16 protein-coding genes are annotated in these 16,521 nt (G+C 69.5%); 6 read left to right on the top strand and 10 right to left on the bottom strand.

The genetic code is table 11. The features are described 5' to 3' along the window. Positions 1 to 7: 7 nt before the first annotated feature. From AC3ANR_RS18800 to AC3ANR_RS18790, 3 genes are all read right to left on the bottom strand, one after another. On the bottom strand, positions 8 to 367 hold the full coding sequence (locus AC3ANR_RS18800; RefSeq protein ID WP_488289629.1) for a hypothetical protein: 360 nt from the start codon (positions 365 to 367) through the stop codon (positions 8 to 10). Between the two features lie 56 nt (positions 368 to 423). Continuing rightward, on the bottom strand, positions 424 to 759 hold the full coding sequence (locus AC3ANR_RS18795; protein WP_488289628.1) for a hypothetical protein: 336 nt from the start codon (positions 757 to 759) through the stop codon (positions 424 to 426). A 157-nt stretch (positions 760 to 916) separates the two neighbouring features. Then, complete coding sequence (locus AC3ANR_RS18790; RefSeq protein ID WP_488289627.1) at positions 917 to 1,771, bottom strand: alpha/beta fold hydrolase; 855 nt, start codon at positions 1,769 to 1,771, stop codon at positions 917 to 919. A 101-nt stretch (positions 1,772 to 1,872) separates the two neighbouring features. On the opposite strand from AC3ANR_RS18790, the gene AC3ANR_RS18785 reads away from it, so the two are divergent. Then, complete coding sequence (locus AC3ANR_RS18785) at positions 1,873 to 2,841, top strand: helix-turn-helix domain-containing protein (protein ID WP_488289626.1); 969 nt, start codon at positions 1,873 to 1,875, stop codon at positions 2,839 to 2,841. A gap of 7 nt (positions 2,842 to 2,848) precedes the next feature. On the opposite strand, the gene AC3ANR_RS18780 is transcribed toward AC3ANR_RS18785, so the two are convergent. After that, positions 2,849 to 3,754, bottom strand: coding sequence for a LysR family transcriptional regulator (locus tag AC3ANR_RS18780; RefSeq protein ID WP_488289625.1), 906 nt, complete (start codon positions 3,752 to 3,754; stop codon positions 2,849 to 2,851). Positions 3,755 to 3,860: 106 nt separating this feature from the next. Between AC3ANR_RS18780 and AC3ANR_RS18775 the strand changes: the two genes are divergently transcribed. The 3 genes from AC3ANR_RS18775 to AC3ANR_RS18765 are packed head-to-tail and all read left to right on the top strand — an operon-like array spanning position 3,861 to position 6,866. After that, entirely contained in the window at positions 3,861 to 4,856 is a 996-nt protein-coding gene (locus AC3ANR_RS18775) for a tripartite tricarboxylate transporter substrate binding protein (RefSeq protein ID WP_488289624.1), read from the top strand. 8 nt (positions 4,857 to 4,864) lie between these two features. Beyond that, a complete protein-coding gene (locus tag AC3ANR_RS18770; protein WP_488289623.1) occupies positions 4,865 to 6,046 on the top strand; it encodes a CaiB/BaiF CoA transferase family protein in 1,182 nt (393 codons plus the stop codon). Positions 6,047 to 6,059: 13 nt separating this feature from the next. After that, positions 6,060 to 6,866, top strand: a complete 807-nt coding sequence (locus tag AC3ANR_RS18765) for an HpcH/HpaI aldolase/citrate lyase family protein (RefSeq protein ID WP_488289622.1) — start codon at positions 6,060 to 6,062, stop codon at positions 6,864 to 6,866. Positions 6,867 to 6,973: 107 nt separating this feature from the next. On the opposite strand, the gene AC3ANR_RS18760 is transcribed toward AC3ANR_RS18765, so the two are convergent. The 6 genes from AC3ANR_RS18760 to AC3ANR_RS18735 all read right to left on the bottom strand — a co-directional run bounded on the left by AC3ANR_RS18760 (position 6,974) and on the right by AC3ANR_RS18735 (position 14,206). Beyond that, positions 6,974 to 8,773, bottom strand: coding sequence for an aminopeptidase P family protein (locus AC3ANR_RS18760; protein WP_488291846.1), 1,800 nt, complete (start codon positions 8,771 to 8,773; stop codon positions 6,974 to 6,976). 249 nt (positions 8,774 to 9,022) lie between these two features. Further along, the gene (locus tag AC3ANR_RS18755) at positions 9,023 to 9,886 is read right to left on the bottom strand and encodes a DMT family transporter (RefSeq protein WP_488289621.1); all 864 of its coding nucleotides are present in this window, start codon (positions 9,884 to 9,886) and stop codon (positions 9,023 to 9,025) included. 123 nt (positions 9,887 to 10,009) lie between these two features. Then, on the bottom strand, positions 10,010 to 10,429 hold the full coding sequence (locus AC3ANR_RS18750) for a GFA family protein (protein ID WP_488289620.1): 420 nt from the start codon (positions 10,427 to 10,429) through the stop codon (positions 10,010 to 10,012). Positions 10,430 to 10,555: 126 nt separating this feature from the next. Next, positions 10,556 to 12,097 carry an acetolactate synthase large subunit gene (locus AC3ANR_RS18745; RefSeq protein ID WP_488289619.1) on the bottom strand — a complete coding sequence of 514 codons (1,542 nt, stop codon included), beginning with the start codon at positions 12,095 to 12,097 and terminating at the stop codon, positions 10,556 to 10,558. 5 nt (positions 12,098 to 12,102) lie between these two features. Next, entirely contained in the window at positions 12,103 to 13,083 is a 981-nt protein-coding gene (locus AC3ANR_RS18740) for a Bug family tripartite tricarboxylate transporter substrate binding protein (RefSeq protein ID WP_488289618.1), read from the bottom strand. Between the two features lie 133 nt (positions 13,084 to 13,216). Continuing rightward, a complete protein-coding gene (locus AC3ANR_RS18735) occupies positions 13,217 to 14,206 on the bottom strand; it encodes an LLM class flavin-dependent oxidoreductase (RefSeq protein ID WP_488289617.1) in 990 nt (329 codons plus the stop codon). 366 nt (positions 14,207 to 14,572) lie between these two features. Between AC3ANR_RS18735 and AC3ANR_RS18730 the strand changes: the two genes are divergently transcribed. After that, positions 14,573 to 15,682, top strand: coding sequence for an S-(hydroxymethyl)glutathione dehydrogenase/class III alcohol dehydrogenase (locus AC3ANR_RS18730; protein WP_488289616.1), 1,110 nt, complete (start codon positions 14,573 to 14,575; stop codon positions 15,680 to 15,682). Further along, a complete protein-coding gene (gene fghA, locus AC3ANR_RS18725; RefSeq protein ID WP_488289615.1) occupies positions 15,682 to 16,515 on the top strand; it encodes an S-formylglutathione hydrolase in 834 nt (277 codons plus the stop codon). Before AC3ANR_RS18730 ends, fghA begins: the two co-directional genes overlap by 1 nt. The last annotated feature ends 6 nt before the right edge of the window (positions 16,516 to 16,521 follow it).

Here is a 16,521-nt window from a genome sequence, read left to right as displayed (position 1 = left end):
CGCGCCGTCAGAACATCATGTCCTTGTCGACGTCCAGCGCCTTGCGTCGCGCCATGGCGAGGTTGGCGCGCTGCTTGTCGAGAACGAAGTAGACGAAGACGCCTTCCTTGCGCGAGGACGGACGGATGATGTGGTACTGCTTGCCAAGGGTGATCAGGATGTCCTCGATCACATCGCTCAGTCCAAGCGCGCGCATCGTCTTGAGCTTGGAACGCACCACCTCCGTGTTGCCGGCGGCGGCAACTTCCAGGTCGACGCCGGAGCCGATGGAGCCCAGCATCATGCCGCTGGAGGAGTCCACCACGGCGGCGCACAGGGCGCCGTCCACGGTCATGAGGTCTTCGAGAGTTTGCTTGACGGTAGCCATGAAGAATCTGCTTTCTGGTTGGTTGCGGGATCTTGGAACGCTGCACCTGGTGGGCTTCAGCGCGCGCGCAGGACTGCATGCAGCAGGCCCACGCACGACTTCCATACGCCCCAGTCGACCGTGTCGGGTTCTCGCGACACGGTGACCAGGATGAGGTCGTTCGGACAAGCGACGGAAGTGATGCGGCCTTGGTCGTGGATCAGCACCTGCACGCGCAGCGGCCCGAGGTCGCCGAAGGTGCCCCCATGGCGCAGCGTCAGCCGCCAGTGGTTGGTGGCCGCCTCCGCCATGCGGACGGTGTCCTCGTTGCCGGCCGTGCACCATGGCAGGCTGCCCTCGCATTCCAGCAACGAGGCCCCAAGCACGCCGGGAAGGCCCGCGATGGATCCCATCTGGTGCTGAATGGAGGCGCTGTTCAAATCGCCACCCTGGCTTTGCGCGTACTGAACGACATGCCGCCAGCGTAAGGAGCGCCGCGGTGGCCGATTGGCCGGTTCGCGCCAGGTTCCGGCCGGATCGCGCCAAGCCGGGGAGATCAGGCGCGGCCTGTCAGGCCATGGGCGTCGCGGGCCGCCGCCACAGCGCGGCCTGCTCGAGTTCCGCGAAGAACGCGGCGATGTGCGTCAGGCACTGGGCCGGATGCGTCAGGTGCGGGCAGTGCCCCTTCGCCTGGATCACCTTCAGACGACTTCCCGCGATCCTGCCGTGCATGAATTCGCCCACACCCACGGGCGCGATCGGGTCGTGCGAGCATTGCAGCAGCAACGTCGGCTTGTCCAGGAAGGCAAGCATGGCGCGGCTGTCGGAGGTGAAGGTGTCGTGCGCCAGCTGCAGCGCGGCGCGTCGGTCGGCACGGCAGAAGCTGGCGACCAGCTCTCCCGTGAGTTGGCCCCATTCGGGCTCGCCCGCGACCAGGCTGGCGACCTGACGGGACCAGGCCGTCATGTCCTGGCGCTGCTGGCGCAGCAACTCGTCGACCATGCCAGGCGACATGCCCCCCGGGTACTCGCCGTCGTCGATGAAGCACGGCGATGGCGCAACCATGGCGTGCGCCGCGAACCCCGCTCCGTACATCACGTCCGACAGCAGCCCGATCATGCAACCGACCGAATGGCCCACCATCACCACCGGCTGGTCGGACAGCAGGGCGGCGACTTCCGCCACGTCCGCCGCGTGGGCCTGCAGGCCAACGTAATGCTGCGGGTCGAAGGCCGCGTGGTCCGACAGGCCGAAGCCGACGAGGTCGAGAAGCGCCACCCGGAAACGGCCAGCCATCGCAGGGGCGATGTGCCTCCACATCGTCTGGTTGCAGCCGTAGCCGTGCACCATCAGCAAGGTCACCTCGCCGGTGCCCATGATGTTCAAGTTGTGGCGGTGAGCCAACCGCGCATGGCGGACCGCCAACGACTCCGCGCCGGCCCCACGGTCCTGCGGGCGATCGTCCCTATGCATGGTCGATCTCCCCTGCGCCCGCCGGGAGATGGGGGCGTGTTACAGTTGGATACATGGAGATTGGCGGCCTGCGTTGCTGGAACACCGACGCAGTGGCGCAGCCGGACAGGCTCTGCTATTGGGCCGAAGCAATCTGCAGTGCATTGCTGGAGCTGGATGTGGGGTCGCGGGAAGCGGCAAGCTTCGGGGGCATCCTTCGCAGTGTGGCCGTCGACGACGTGGTGTGCAGCCAGGTCGTGGCCAGTCCGCACGAAGTGTACCGAACGGGCTCCGCCATCACGCGTGATTCCGCCGGATCGCTCTACCTGTACGCCCAGCTGGCGTCGCCATGGACATTGCGCCAGGGCGGCCAGTTGCTTCACCTGCGCCCCGGCGACCTGGTGTTGGTGGATCCGAGCGAGCCGTACGAAGCCCACTTCTCCCACGGGTGCGCGTACGTGTGCATCGCCCTGCCGCGACCGTTTCTGGGCAACTGGCTCAAGAACGTCGGCAGTGCGACACCGCGCATCATCTGGCGCGAGCAGGGTTGGGGCCGCACGCTGTCGGCGCTGTGCCTGCAGCTGGGCGACGACCTGGCGCAGGCGGCGCACTTCCCCACCGGAATGCTCGGCAGCCAGATCGGCGCACTGCTGGCGGCCTGCCTGGAACCCAGGATGCCCGGCGCGGCCGGTCCCCGCGACCTCGTCCAGCGGGTGCGCACGTTGATGCACGAGCAGCTCGATCGTCCCGGCCTCACCGCGGCGGAGCTGGCGCGGCAACTGCACGTGTCGGTGCGCACCTTGCACCGCGCATTCAGCGCCGATGCCATCACCGTGGCGGGCATGCTGCGTGAGCTGCGGATGAATCACGCCGCCCGGCTGCTTGCGTCGCCCCGCCCCCGCCTGCCCATCGCCGAAGTGGCGGGACGCTGCGGCTATTCGGACGCGTCCCACTTTTCCCGCGAGTTCCGGCGCGCCGTCGGCGCAGCGCCGACCGAGTGGCGCAGCAAGGCCAGGCCGCAAGCTCGGGGCCTCGCCAACTAGGGCAGGATCAGATCCGCACTTCGCACTCGTAGTGCGTGCAGATCGTCCGGACCAGCGAACGGGCGTACGTTGCCAGCGCGTCGCCGTCGCGCACGAGGATGTAGCGCTTGCGCACCCGCCAGGCGTCGGTCAGGTCCACCTGCACGAGGTCCAGGCTGGCGATGTTGCGCCTTGCCGCGCTCTCGGGGACGACGCCCACCCCGACTCCCGCCGCGATCATGCGGCACATGGCGTCGAAGCCGTAGACCTGGATGCGCAGCTTCAGGGGCCTGCCCAGTTCCTCGGTGATGTTCGACAGGAAAGCCTGCAGCGTGCTGCCGCCATGCATGCCCACGGCATCCTCCGAGAGCGTGTCGGCGAAGGCCACGCGCTTGCGGCGCGCGAGCCGATGCCCGCGCGGCACCACCAGGACCAGGTGGTCGGTGCTGAAGTGGATGGCGCGCAGGCCGCGCGTGTCCACTTCGCCGGCCACGATCCCGACGTCTGCCCGGCCTTCGAGCACGCCATTCGCGATCTCCGCATTGGGCTTCTCCCGCAGGTCGATGTTCACGCCCGGATGCGACCGGAAGAAGCCCGGCAGGATCTCCGGCAGGAAGTCGGTGACGGCCGTCGTGTTGGCGAACACGCGCACGTGCCCGCGCAGCCCGGCGCCGTATTCGTCCAGCTCGTCACGCAAGGCCTGCGCCTCGCGCAGGACGGCCCGGACGTGGTGCAGGAACGCCTCGCCCGCCGGCAGCAGCCGCACGCCGCGGGCTTCCCGCTCGAGCAGGGCCACGCCGGCCCGCTGCTCCAGCGCCTTGATGCGTGCGCTGGCGGCGGCCACCGACAGATGCTGCAGCTGCGCGCCGCGCGTGAGGTTGCCTTCGCGCGCGACGGCGGCGAACAGCCGCAGGTCGGTCAGGTCGAAGTCCATGCGGAATCCTAAAGCCTTCGGGGATTCCGAACGATGGCTTGCGAAATCAGTGATTGTGGGCGGCTCGCCGCGCTGCGACGATCGCCGCTCCAAGGAGACAAGTCCCATGAACCGATCCCGATTCAGCGGTGCGCGTCGCGCGCTGCTCGCCGCCGCCATGGCCGCGCCCCTGCTGGCCGCGGCGCAGTCGCCCTACCCGAGCCGGCCCATCACGATGATCGTGCCGCAGGCCCCGGGCGGCACCAACGACATCGTCGGCCGCGTCGTCAGCCAGAAGCTGGCCGAGGTGCTGCAGGCCAGCGTGGTGGTGGACAACCGTCCCGGCGCCGGCGGCAACATCGGCACCGTGCTGGCGGCCAAGGCGCCCAAGGACGGCTACACGCTGCTGATGACCATCAGCAGCAGCCAGGCCATCAACCCGGCGCTGTACAAGAACCCCGGCTTCGACCCGGTGAAGGACTTCCGCCCGATCGCGCTGATCGGCGCGGTGCCCAACGTGCTGCTGGTCCATCCGTCGTTCCCGGCGAAGAACCTGAACGAGCTGATCGCGATGGCCAAGGCCAAGCCGAATGGCTACCAGTTCGCCTCCGCCGGCAACGGCACGCTGAACCACCTGCTGGGCGAGATGCTCAATTCCATGGCCGGCATCCAGCTGCAGCACGTGCCCTACAAGGGCGTCGCGCCGGCGATGAACGACGTGCTCGGCGGGCAGCTGCCCATCCTGTTCGGCAGCCTGCCCTCGTCGCTGTCGCACATCAAGGCCGGCAAGCTGCGCGCCCTGGCGTTGAGCGGTCCGACGCGCTCGCCTGTGCTGCCCGACGTGCCCACCATCGGCGAAGTCGTGCGCGGCTACAGCGGCACGCTGTGGATCGGCCTGTTCGCGCCCGCCGGCGTGCCCGCCGACGTTGCCACGAAGCTGGAGGACGCGATGGCCAAGGCGCTCGCGTCCAAGGACCTGCGGGACAAGCTCGAGCAGCAGGGCGTCGAGATTGCCGGCACCCCCACCCAGCCGGTGAGCTCCGAGCAGTTCGCCCGGCTGCTGCAGGACGACCTGGTGAAGTGGGCGCGCATCGTCAAGACGTCCGGCGCCACGGTGGACTGAGCGCGGCCATGACCCGCCCCCTGGACAACATCACCGTCGTGTCGCTGGAGCACGCGATCGCGGCGCCGTTCTGCACGCGCCAGCTGGCCGACCTGGGCGCGCGCGTGATCAAGGTGGAGCGGCCGGGCGAAGGCGACTTCGCCCGCGCGTACGACCAGCGCGCCAAGGGCCTGTCGTCGCATTTCACGTGGGTCAACCGCTCGAAGGAGAGCCTCACGCTGGACCTCAAGCAGCCCGCCGCGCTGGCCGTGCTCGAGGACCTTCTGGCCGGCGCCGACGTGCTGGTGCAGAACCTCGCCCCCGGCGCCGCGGCGCGCATGGGCCTGGGTTACGAGCAACTTCGCTCGCGGTTTCCGCGCCTGATCGTGTGCGACATCTCCGGCTACGGCAACGACGGCCCGTACCGGGACAAGAAGGCCTACGACCTGTTGATCCAGAGCGAGGCCGGGTACCTGTCGGTGACGGGCACGCCGGACGAGCCGTGCAAGTCGGGCAACTCCATCGCCGACATCGCGGCGGGCATGTACGCCTACAGCGGAATCCTGGCCGCGCTGCTGCAACGGCAGCACACCGGCGAGGGCAGCCACATCGACGTCTCGATGCTGGAGTGCCTGGCCGAGTGGATGGGCTTTCCCATGTACTACGCGTACGACGGCGCGCCGCCGCCGCCGCGCAGCGGCGCGTCGCACGCGACGATCTATCCCTATGGCCCGTTCGAGGCCGGCGACGGCAAGTCGGTGATGCTGGGCCTGCAGAACGAACGCGAGTGGAAGGCCTTCTGCGAGCACGTGCTGCTGCGCCCGGCGCTGGCCGACGATCCGCTGTATTGCAGCAACGCCCAGCGCAACGAGAACCGCGAGTCGCTGCGCGCCCTGATCCTGCAGGAGCTCGGCCAGCTCACCGCGGCCGGCGTGGTCGAGCGCCTGGAGCGCGCGAAGATCGCCAACGCGCAGGTGAACACCATGGCCGACCTGTGGGCGCACCCGCAGCTGCGTGCCCGCGGGCGGCTGGCCGAGGTCGACACGCCGGTGGGCCCGATCGCGGCACTGCTGCCGCCGGGCCGCAACAGCAGCTTCCAGTACCGCATGGACCCGATCCCCGCCGTCGGCGCGCACACGCAGGCCATCCTGCGCCAGCTCGGCCGCAGCGAGCAGGACATCACCGCGCTGCGCGAGCAGCGCGCCATCTGAGGCGCGGACCGGCATGGCCTCGCCCCCGCGCACCTACCTGTTCGTTCCCGGCGACCGGCCGGAGCGCTTCGACAAGGCCCGCGCCAGCGGCGCCCATGCGGTGATCGTGGACCTCGAGGACGCGGTCGCCCCGGAGCGCAAGGCCCAAGCGAGGGCCGCGCTGGCGGCGTTCCTCCACCCGGATCGCCCGGTCATCGTGCGGATCAACGCGGCTGACACCGCGTGGTTCCGTGACGACTGCGCGCTCGCGGGCCGCCCGGGCGTGGCCGGGATCATGCTGCCCAAGGCGCAGCGGCTCGGCGACGTCGAGGCGTTGCGCGCCGCCGGGGCGTCCATGGTGCTGCCGCTCATCGAGACGGCGGCGGGCTTCGACCAGGCGCGCGCGCTGGCCAGCGCGCCCGGCGTGCAGCGGCTGGTGTTCGGGTCGATCGACTTCCAGCTGGACCTCGGCATCACGGGCGACGAGGAGGAATTGCTGGCCTTCCGCTCGGGGCTGGTGCTGGCCTCGCGGCTGGCCGGAGCGGCCCCGCCGGTCGATGGCGTGAGCACCGCGATCGACGATCCGGATCGCCTGGCCGCCGACACGGCGCGGTCCCGGCGTCTGGGCTTCGGCGGCAAGTTGTGCATCCACCCGAGGCAGGTGCCGGTGGTGAACGCGGCGTTCGGTCCGTCCGAGGCCGACGTGCGCTGGGCGGCCCGCATCCTCGCAGCTGCAGGCCAGGCCAACGGTGCGGCGGTCGCGGTGGACGGAACGATGGTCGACCGCCCCGTGCTGCTGCGCGCGCAGGCGATCCTGGATGAAGCGGGTCCGGCGCCGTAGAAAGCCGGTGTGGGGCAGGATGGCCGCTTCTCTCCGCCGCGGCGGTTACATGGCGATCGCGCCGAGCATGGGCGTCCGTTCTGCGTGGCGCCGCCGCCTGGTCTCCCTCAGATCGGCTCGGTCCGCGCGGCCAGCCAGTCGAGCGCGACACCCGTGACGAGCGGCATCAGGCGCTTGCGCACTGTCGCGTGGTAATCGTTCAGCCACGCGATCTCGTCGGCGCGCATCAATGACTTGTCGATGCAACGCGTATCGATCGGGCACAGCGTGAGCGTCTCGAAAGCGAGCATATCGCCGAACTGCCCTTTTTCCGGCGTCTCGACGGGCACGTTGAGCACGAGGTTCTCGATGCGTACGCCCCACTGCCCAGCACGATAGAGGCCCGGCTCGTTCGACGTGATCATGCCCGGCTCCATCGCCATGTGCGGCTCGACGAGAGCGCGCGAGATTGTCTGCGGGCCTTCATGCACGTTCATGAAGTAGCCGACGCCATGGCCAGTGCCATGCCCGAAATCGCAACCCGCTTGCCAGAGAGGCAGCCGCGCGATCGAATCGAGCATCGGCCCCGGCGTGCCGCGCGGGAAGACCGCGAGCGACAGGTTGATCATGCCCTTGAGCACCACCGTGAAGTCGCGCTTGTGCGCGGCGGTGATCTTGCCGATGGGCCACACGCGCGTGATGTCGGTCGTGCCGCCGAGATACTGCGCGCCGGAGTCGATCAGCAGCAGGCCGTCGCCCTCGATCCAGGCGTAGGAGTCCTCCGTCGCACGGTAGTGCGGGAGCGCACCGTTGGCGTTGAAGCCCGCGATCGTGCTGAAGGAGCGGCCAACGAAGCCGGGACGACGCGTGCGAGCTTCAGTGATCCATTCGTCGACGGTGAGCTCGGACACGCGTTCGCCGCGCGCGAGCGCGGCCTCGAAACGCGCGTAGAACTCGCACATCGCAGCGCCATCTTCGGCCATCGCGCGGCGCACGAACTCCGCCTCCTGTGCGTTCTTGCGGCTCTTGGCGAACGTGCTGGGATTCACGGCTTCGACGACAGGAACATGCGAAGGCACCGCTTCGCGTAAGCCGAGCGTGATGCGGCGCGGGTCCATGAGGAGCACCGCATCCTTCGGAAGCGATCCAAGGAAAAGCGGTGCATCAGCGTAGGGCGCGAGCTTCACCCCGTCGGCCGCAAGCCGCGCGTCGAGGGCACTGTCGACCTTGCCGCCGGCGAGGAACATCGTTGCCGATTGCGAGTCCAGCAGCACGTGCGCGAGGAAGACCGGGTTGTAGGAGACGTCGGCGCCGCGCAGGTTCAGCAGCCAGGCGACGTCGTCGAGCGACGAGATGAAGTGATGCGTCGCGCCGACCTTGCGCATCGCGTGGCGGATTTCTTCGAGCTTCGCCCTTCGCGTCACGGTTGCTTCCGGCGGGAGGTGCTCGTACACCTTTGCATCGGGCAGCCCGGGACGATCGGGCCATGCAGCATCGAGCAGGTCCACGTCGGTCTTCAGCCGAATGCCCGCTCCCTGCATTGCGCCGCGCACCTGCTGCGCCGCGGCCAGGCTGAGAACCTGTCCGTCGAACGACAGCGTGCTCCCGGGCTTCAGTTCGGCGACGATCCAGTCGAGCGCGGGCTTGATCGCAGCCTGAGGCACCTTCACGAGCGACACACCCGTGCCGGAGAGCTCCTTCTCGGCCTGCGCCCAGTAACGACTGTCGGCGAAGAGAGCCGCGTCATCGAGCGTGACGACCAGCGTGCCCATTGAGCCCGTGAAGCCGCTGAAGAACGCGCGGCCCTGCCAGCGCTCGGGCAGGTATTCGGAGACGTGCGGGTCGGACGACGGCACGAGCACGGCATGCACGTTGGCGTCGCGCATGGCGTTGCGCAGGTTGTCGATGCGCGAGCGGATGGGGGAGATCGGGGCGAGCATGGAGCCATTCTCCAGGATTGGCGTGTTCGCCCCGCCTCTCACTCACGACGGCGAGGCGCTTCTCTCCGCGGGGGCCGGGCGCCTGCGCACAGCTGCCCGTGGAGTCGTGGTGATCGACAGCAGCTGCGGGAGTGCCTGCGAGACCGTTGCGATCGCCTTTCGCGACCGCCTTGGCAGGCGGCTGGTTGGCGAGCCGCCAGCGGGATTGACGACAGGCAAGAGCTGCGGCGGGAGAAATCAGCGGGTAGGGCTCGGCTCGCGCGGTTGCGGGCTGTTGGTTGTGACGGTCGCGATGCCACCGATCACTGCGACAGAGGCGAGGACCAGCCGTGCGTTGAGCGATTCGGACAGGAACAGGATGCCGCCGAACGCTGCGATGACCGGGACGCTGAGCTGCACGACGGCTGCGTTCGTCGCGCGAAGCGCGGGCAGCACGGAATACCAGACCGCGTAGCCCATCCCCGAGGCGATCGCGCCTGAGGCAACGGCGCAGAGCACACCGGGTGGGTCCCACCGCGCCCTGGACAGGCTCAGGAGGCTCAAGAGCAACGCCGGCACCACGGCGCGCAAGAAGTTGCCGGCAGTCACCTGCGTGGGATCGCCCGCGCCCCGGCCCCGCAGCGAATAGACGCCCCAGGCCATGCCGGCAAAGAGCATGAGCAGCGACCCGGCCAGCGGCGGCGAGGACAGTCCCGGCAACAGCAGTCCGATGAGGCCGGCCAAGGCCAACACCAGGCCACCGAGCTGCCATGGACCCATGCGCTCCCCCTTCCACACCCCCCACCCGATCATCGTGGCCTGCACGGCGCCGAACAGCAGAAGCGCGCCTGTGGCCGCCGTGAGAGAGACATACGCGTAGGAGAACGCCGCTGCGTAGGCGAACAGTGCGAGCGCCGAACGCCAGTTGCCGGCGGCATGGGACGGCCGGTGTGTCCATCGTGTGATGACCGCGAGCACCGCGGCCGCCGAGATGATGCGGACCGCCGTGAAGCTTGCCGGGTCGATGCCGGTGCCTCTCAGCGCCATGCGGCAGAGCAGCGAATTGCCCGCGAACGCGATCATGGCCAGCGACGTGAGAGCGGCGAGGCGGATGAGAGGCACGGCGTCTCCTGAGTCAGCCCCGGCGAGAGGATAGCGCCGGACCGAGCACTGGAGTGAGCGACCAGGATGGCTGCTCGACGGGGCACGCGAATGAGCTCCAAGCTCACTCCGCCTGCGTGCGACTCACTCGGGCTGCTGCGGCGACTGCTCGAAGTGTGGAAGCTTGTCGTCCAGGCAGACCCACGGCTGCGCACTGGACGTCCAGATGTCGAGCATGGGGGCAAAGATCGACGCATCGTCGAGCGACGGGAATCGGATGGACGTGAACTGTGGGTTGGACTCGCTTCGCGTGAACAACGGAGTTCCACATCCGGCGCAGAAGCTGCGAGTTGCCTGCCGGCCGCTGCTTGCGCGGACCGAGTAGTCTGCTGGCGAACCGTCGACCTCGAGATCTGCACTCTTGACGATGACGCCCGAAGCAAAAGGCGCGCCGCTTGAAAGCTGGCAGTCGCGGCAATGGCAGTTCAGCATGGCGAGGGGCGCGCTCAAGCATCGATAGCGAACCGTGCCGCAAGCGCATTGTCCGGAGATGTGGAAATCCATCTTGCGGATTATGGGACGTCCGCTTCCGGCCAGAGCCCGTCGCCGCGAGGCGGCGTCAACTGACTGGCGCGCGTGCCTGTGAACCCGCCCACGCCCGTGCGTGCCGAGCGTCGGGCCCGGTTCGCCTCAGATGACCAGCTCGACCAGGAACGGCCCCTCGCGCCCGAAGCTCGCGGCCATCAGGTCCGCGCACTGCTCCATCGTCTGCGCCCGTGCCGCCTCCACGCCCATGCCGCGGGCCAGCTGCACCCAGTCGAGGTTGGGGTTGCCCAAGTCCAGCATCCGCATGGCGGTCGCGCCGGGCGTCGCGCCGACGGCGCTGTACTCGCCGATCAGGATGTTGTACTTGCGGTTGGACAGCAGCACGGTGGTGCAGGGCAGCTGCTCGCGCGCCTGCGTCCACAGGGACTGCAGCGTGTACATCGCCGAGCCGTCGGCCTGCAGGCTGACCACGCGGCGCTGGCGACGCGCGGCGATGGCGGCGCCGGTCGCGACGGGCAGGCCACCGCCGATCGCGCCTCCGGTGACGTGCAGCCAGTCGTTGGGTGCCGCCGCGTGCGTGAACTTGTAGAAGCCGCGGCCGAACGAGATGCTCTCGTCGGAGACGATGGCATGCTCGGGCAGCAGGGCGGCCACGGTCTGTGCCAGGCCTTCGGGCGTTGGCGCGCCCTGTGCGCGGGACGGACGCTCGCCCGCCGGGGGGATCGGCGCCGGCTTGGCGCCGATCGCTTCCGCCAGCGCGCGCAGCGCCGGCACGGCATCGTGCTCCGGCCGTGACAGCACGTGCACCTGCGCCGTGGGGGACTGCTGCATGGACGGCTTGCCCGGATACGCGAAGAAGGCCACCGGCGCCTTGGCATTGACCAGCACGACGTGCTCGTAGGGCGCGAGCGCCTGCATCGCAAGGTCGGTCACGTACGGCATGCGCTCGAGCGGGACGCGGCCCTGGCCCCGCGCGATCGCCGCGTTGACGTAGTCGACCATCAGGCGCGCGCCCGTGGCCTGGGCGATGTTCCAGGCCAGCTGCTGCCCCTCGGCCGTCACGGCGCTGCCGGCCAGCAGCAGCACGGTCGGGCGTCCGGTGCGCAACGTCCGCGCGACCAGGTCCACGGCGGCGCCGTCGACGGGTGGCGCCGCGGGCGGCGGCAGCTCGCCCGCGGCCGCGCCGCCTTCGTCCCACGACACGTTGGAGGGCAGCACGAGCGTCGCCACCTGGCCGGGCCAGGTGCGGGCCGCCTGCACGCAGGCGGCGGCGTCGCGCCCGACGTCCTTCGCGCGCGTGGTCGTGCGCACCCAGGCCGAGACGGTGCGTGCCAGGCCTTCCGTGTCCGCGGCCAGCGGCGGGTCGAACGGACGGTGGTCCGTCGCATGGTCGCCCACGATGTTCACGATGCCGCTGCGGGCGCGGCGCGCGTTGTGCAGATTGGCCAGGCCGTTCGCCAGGCCGGGGCCGCAATGCAGCAGGGTGGCGGCGGGCTTGCGCGCGATGCGCCAGTAGCCGTCCGCCATTCCCGTGACCACGTTCTCCTGCAGGCCCAGCACGCAGTGCATGCCGGGTGTCTGGTCGAGCGCCGCGACGAAGTGCATCTCGCTCGTGCCGGGGTTGGCGAAGCAAGTGTCGACGCCATTGGCCAGCAGGGTCTCGACCAGGCTCTTGGCTCCGTTCATGCCGCTCACTCCGCTTTCACGCCCGCGGTGGTGATCACCTTGGCCCACTTGGCGATCTCCTCGTTGAGGAAGGTGGCCGCCTGCTCTGGCGTGCCGCCCACGGGCTCGATGCCGAGCGCCTCGAACCTGGTCTTGATGTCGGCTGAGGCGACGGCCTTGGCCACTTCCGAGGAGAGGCGGTTGACCACGTCCTTGGGAACGCCCGCGGGCGCCAGGAACATCACCCAGGTCGACGACTCCAGCTTGGGACCGCCCGCCTCGGCGATCGTCGGCACCTCGGGGAAGGCGGGCAGGCGCTTGCCCGAGAACATGCCGATCGCCTTGATCTTGCCCGCGCGCACCTGCGGCATCAGCGAACTGGGCGTGTCCACCAGGATCTGGATCTGGCCGCCCATCAGGTCCTGCATGGCCGGCGCCGTGCCCTTGTAGGGGATGTGGACCATGTAAGTGCCGGTGGTTTGCTTGAACAGCTCGGTGGTCAGGTGCGCCGCGGCGCCCACGCCCGACGAGCCGAACGACACCTTGCCCGGGTTGGCCTTGGCGTACGCGATGAGTTCCTTCGCGTCCTTGGGTGGGAAGCTGTTGCTGGCGGTCATGATCAGCGGCGCGATGCCCACCAGGGACACCGGCGCGAAGCTCTTGACGGCGTCGAACTGCATGCGGCCCTGGTAGAGCGTCGGGTTGGCCGCGTGCGCTGCGATCACCGTGAGGAACGTATAGCCGTCCGGCGCCGCCTTGGCGGCGAGATCGGCGCCGAGCATGGAGTTCGCGCCCGGCTTGTTGTCGACGACGATTTGCCAGCCCGTCTTCTCCTGCACTTTCTGCACCACCATGCGGGTCGCCGCGTCAGTGATGCCGCCCGGCGGGTAAGGAACGATCCAGCGGATGGGCTTGGCCGGCCAGGCCCCCTGCGCCGAGGCGGCGAAGCTGGCGGCAGCCAGGACGCCGAAGACGGCCAGGCGCGCCGCGACTTGTCTGAAATGCATGCTTGTGTCTCCTTGTCGTTGGACCGACGAGGGTAACGCCAGTCCGCAGCGCCTACGTCGCGTCCGGGACCGCGCCAACGCGGAGGCGTTGATCGAATCGGGTCGCATGCAGCCGAGTGGGTCCCTTCGCCCGTCAGGCGGGCTGCGCCGCGAGCGCCGTGATCTCGTAGGACCGGATGCGCGCTGCTGGGTCGAAGATCTGGGACGTGACCATGAGCTCGTCGGCGCCCGTGCGTTCGACGAACGCGCGCAGCGCCTGGCGCACGGTGGCGAGCGAGCCCACGGCGCTGCAGGACAGCACGTCGTCCAGCATCGCGCGCGCCTGCGCAGGCAAGCTCTCGAGGTAACCGGGGACAGGCGGCTGCAGTTTCGACGGGCGGCCCGTCCGCAAGTTGACGAAGGCCTGCTGCATGGACGTCGCCAGCACGCGTGCCTCGTCGTCACTTCCTGCGGCAAACACGTTGAACCCCAGCATGACATACGGCTGTGCCAGTTGCGCGGACGGCTGGAATTCGGCGCGGTAGAGCGCGATGGCCTCCATCATCTGGGCCGGCGCGAAGTGGGACGCGAAGGCATAGGGTAGACCGAGCATCGCGGCGAGCCGCGCGCCGAACAGGCTGGACCCCAGGATCCACACCGGCACCTTGGCGCCCCGGCCGGGAACGGCCTGCACCGCCTGGCGCGGCTCGTCCGACATGAAATCCAGCAGTTCCACCACGTCCTGCGGAAACGCATCGGGGTGGCCGGCCAGGTCGCGCCGCAGCGCGCGGGAGGTCGCCTGGTCGGACCCGGGTGCGCGGCCGAGCCCCAGGTCGATGCGCCCGGGATAGAGCGCCTGCAGCGTGCCGAACTGCTCCGCGATCACGAGCGGCGAGTGGTTGGGCAGCATGATGCCCCCGGCGCCGACGCGGATCGAACGCGTGCCGCCGGCAATGTGCCCGATCAGCACTGCCGTCGCGGCACTGGCAATGCCCGGCATGCCGTGGTGCTCGGCCAGCCAGAACCGGCGGTAGCCGAGCCGCTCGGCATGCTGCGCGAGCTCGAGCGAGCGGCGGAAGGAAGCCGAGGCGTCACTGCCCTCGGTGATGGGGGCAAGGTCGAGGACCGAAAGGGCGATGGACATCATTTGTATCTGGGGTCGGCTCGTCGCGTGGCAAGTGCTCGCGGCATGCGTCGGCGACCTTGCCGAAGGTGCGCAGCTGCAGGCGTCAGGACTTGGCAAGGGTCTGCACAAAGGATGAGCAGGAGCCGGGAACCCAGCGCTGGCGCGGGTTGCGCCGGAATTGCACATGATTGTCCACAGCCTTCTCCCCGTCCGCTGTGGGCAGCGCGGGGTCCCCGTTGTGTTAGGCAGGGGCCTGCGTGGGCCGGCATGTTGTCCCTTCGGCCGCCCCGGAGCGCGATTCGCCGGAGAATTCCGTTCGATCGCCCGCGGGGTCGGCGCCTCCGGCCGCCTGCGTTCCTGCGCCTGCACCTGGAGTCCCGAACCATGAAGTCCCGTGCCGCCGTCGCCTTCGAAGCCGGCAAGCCGCTGCAGATCGTCCAGATCGATGTCGCCCCGCCCCGCAAGGGTGAGGTGCTGGTCAGGATCACGCACACCGGGGTGTGCCACACGGATGCGTTCACCTTGTCCGGCGACGACCCGGAAGGGCTGTTCCCTGCCGTGCTGGGCCACGAAGGCGCCGGCATCGTCGTCGAGGTGGGCGAGGGCGTGACCAGCGTGCGGCCCGGCGACCATGTGATCCCGCTCTACACCGCCGAGTGCGGCGAGTGCCTGTTCTGCAAGAGCGGCAAGACCAACCTGTGCGTGGCCGTGCGCGCGACGCAGGGCAAGGGCGTGATGCCCGACGGCACCAGCCGCTTCTCGTACAACGGCCAACCCATCTACCACTACATGGGCTGCTCCACGTTCAGCGAGTACACCGTGGTCGCGGAGGTGTCGCTGGCGAAGATCAACCCGAAGGCCGATCCCGAACAGGTCTGCCTGCTGGGTTGCGGCGTCACCACGGGCATCGGCGCGGTCCGCAACACGGCCAACGTGCAGGCGGGCGATTCGGTCGCGGTGTTCGGGCTGGGCGGCATCGGCCTGGCGGTGGTGCAGGGCGCCAGGATGGCCAAGGCCGGCCGCATCATCGCCGTCGACACCAACCCGGCCAAGTTCGAGCTGGCGCGCACCTTCGGCGCCACGGACTGCGTCAATCCCAAGGACCACGACAAGCCGATCCAGCAGGTGATCGTGGAGATGACGGGGTGGGGCGTGGACCACTCGTTCGAGTGCATCGGCAACGTCAATGTGATGCGCGCCGCCCTGGAGTGCGCCCACCGTGGCTGGGGGCAGTCCGTCATCATCGGCGTGGCCGGCTCGGGGCAGGAGATCTGCACGCGGCCGTTCCAGCTGGTCACGGGCCGGCGCTGGCTGGGCACCGCCTTCGGCGGCGTCAAGGGCCGCAGCCAGCTGCCGGGCATGGTGGAGGACGCCATGAACGGCACCATTCAGCTGGCGCCCTTCGTGACGCACACGATGCCGCTGGCGGACATCAACGAGGCCTTCGACCTGATGCACGCAGGCAAGTCGATCCGCTCCGTGGTGCACTACTGATGGAACGCGTCGAACAGCACGCCAGCTTCGGCGGCCGGCAGGAGGTCTGGAAGCACGCCTCGGACGCCCTGGGGTGCGAGATGAGGGTCGGCATCTACCTGCCCGAGGCCGCACTGCGCGGCGAGCGGCGCCCGGTGCTCTACTGGCTCTCGGGCCTGACGTGCACCGAGCAGAACTTCATCACCAAGGCCAACGCGCAGGAGCATGCGGCGCGGCACGGGTTCATCGTCGTGGCGCCCGATACCAGCCCGCGCGGCGAGGCCGTGGCCGATGACCCCGCCCATGACCTGGGGCAGGGCGCGGGCTTCTACCTGAACGCCACGCAGGCGCCCTGGTCCGCGCATTACCGGATGCAGGACTACGTGGCCCAGGAACTGCCGGCACTGGTCGAGCGCCACTTCCCCGCCACGGCGGCGCGCGGCATCTTCGGGCATTCGATGGGCGGCCATGGCGCCCTGGTCACCGCGTTGCGCCACCCGGGCCGCTACCGCAGCGTCTCGGCTTTCTCGCCGATCACCGCACCGGTGCAGGTGCCGTGGGGCCAGAAGGCCTTCGGCGCCTACCTCGGGGCGGACCGCGAAGCCTGGAAGTCGTGGGATGCCGTCGAACTGGTCGGGGCGGCGACGGAGAGGCTGCCGCTGCTGGTCGACCAGGGCCAGGGCGACGAGTTCCTGCAGGCGCAGCTGCGGCCCGAGCTCCTGCGCGCGGCGTGCGCCGCGGCCGGCCATCCGTTGACCCTGCGCATGCATCCGGGCTACGACCACAGCTACTACTTCATCGCGACGTTCCTGGGCGACCACTTCGCGCACCATGCGGCCGCGCTGGCCGGTTGAGCAGCC

This window comes from Ramlibacter sp. JJN2-2R (assembly GCF_057747835.1).
The sequence above is the reverse complement of the archived record's forward strand: the minus strand, read 5'-3'. Positions and strand labels throughout refer to the sequence as shown.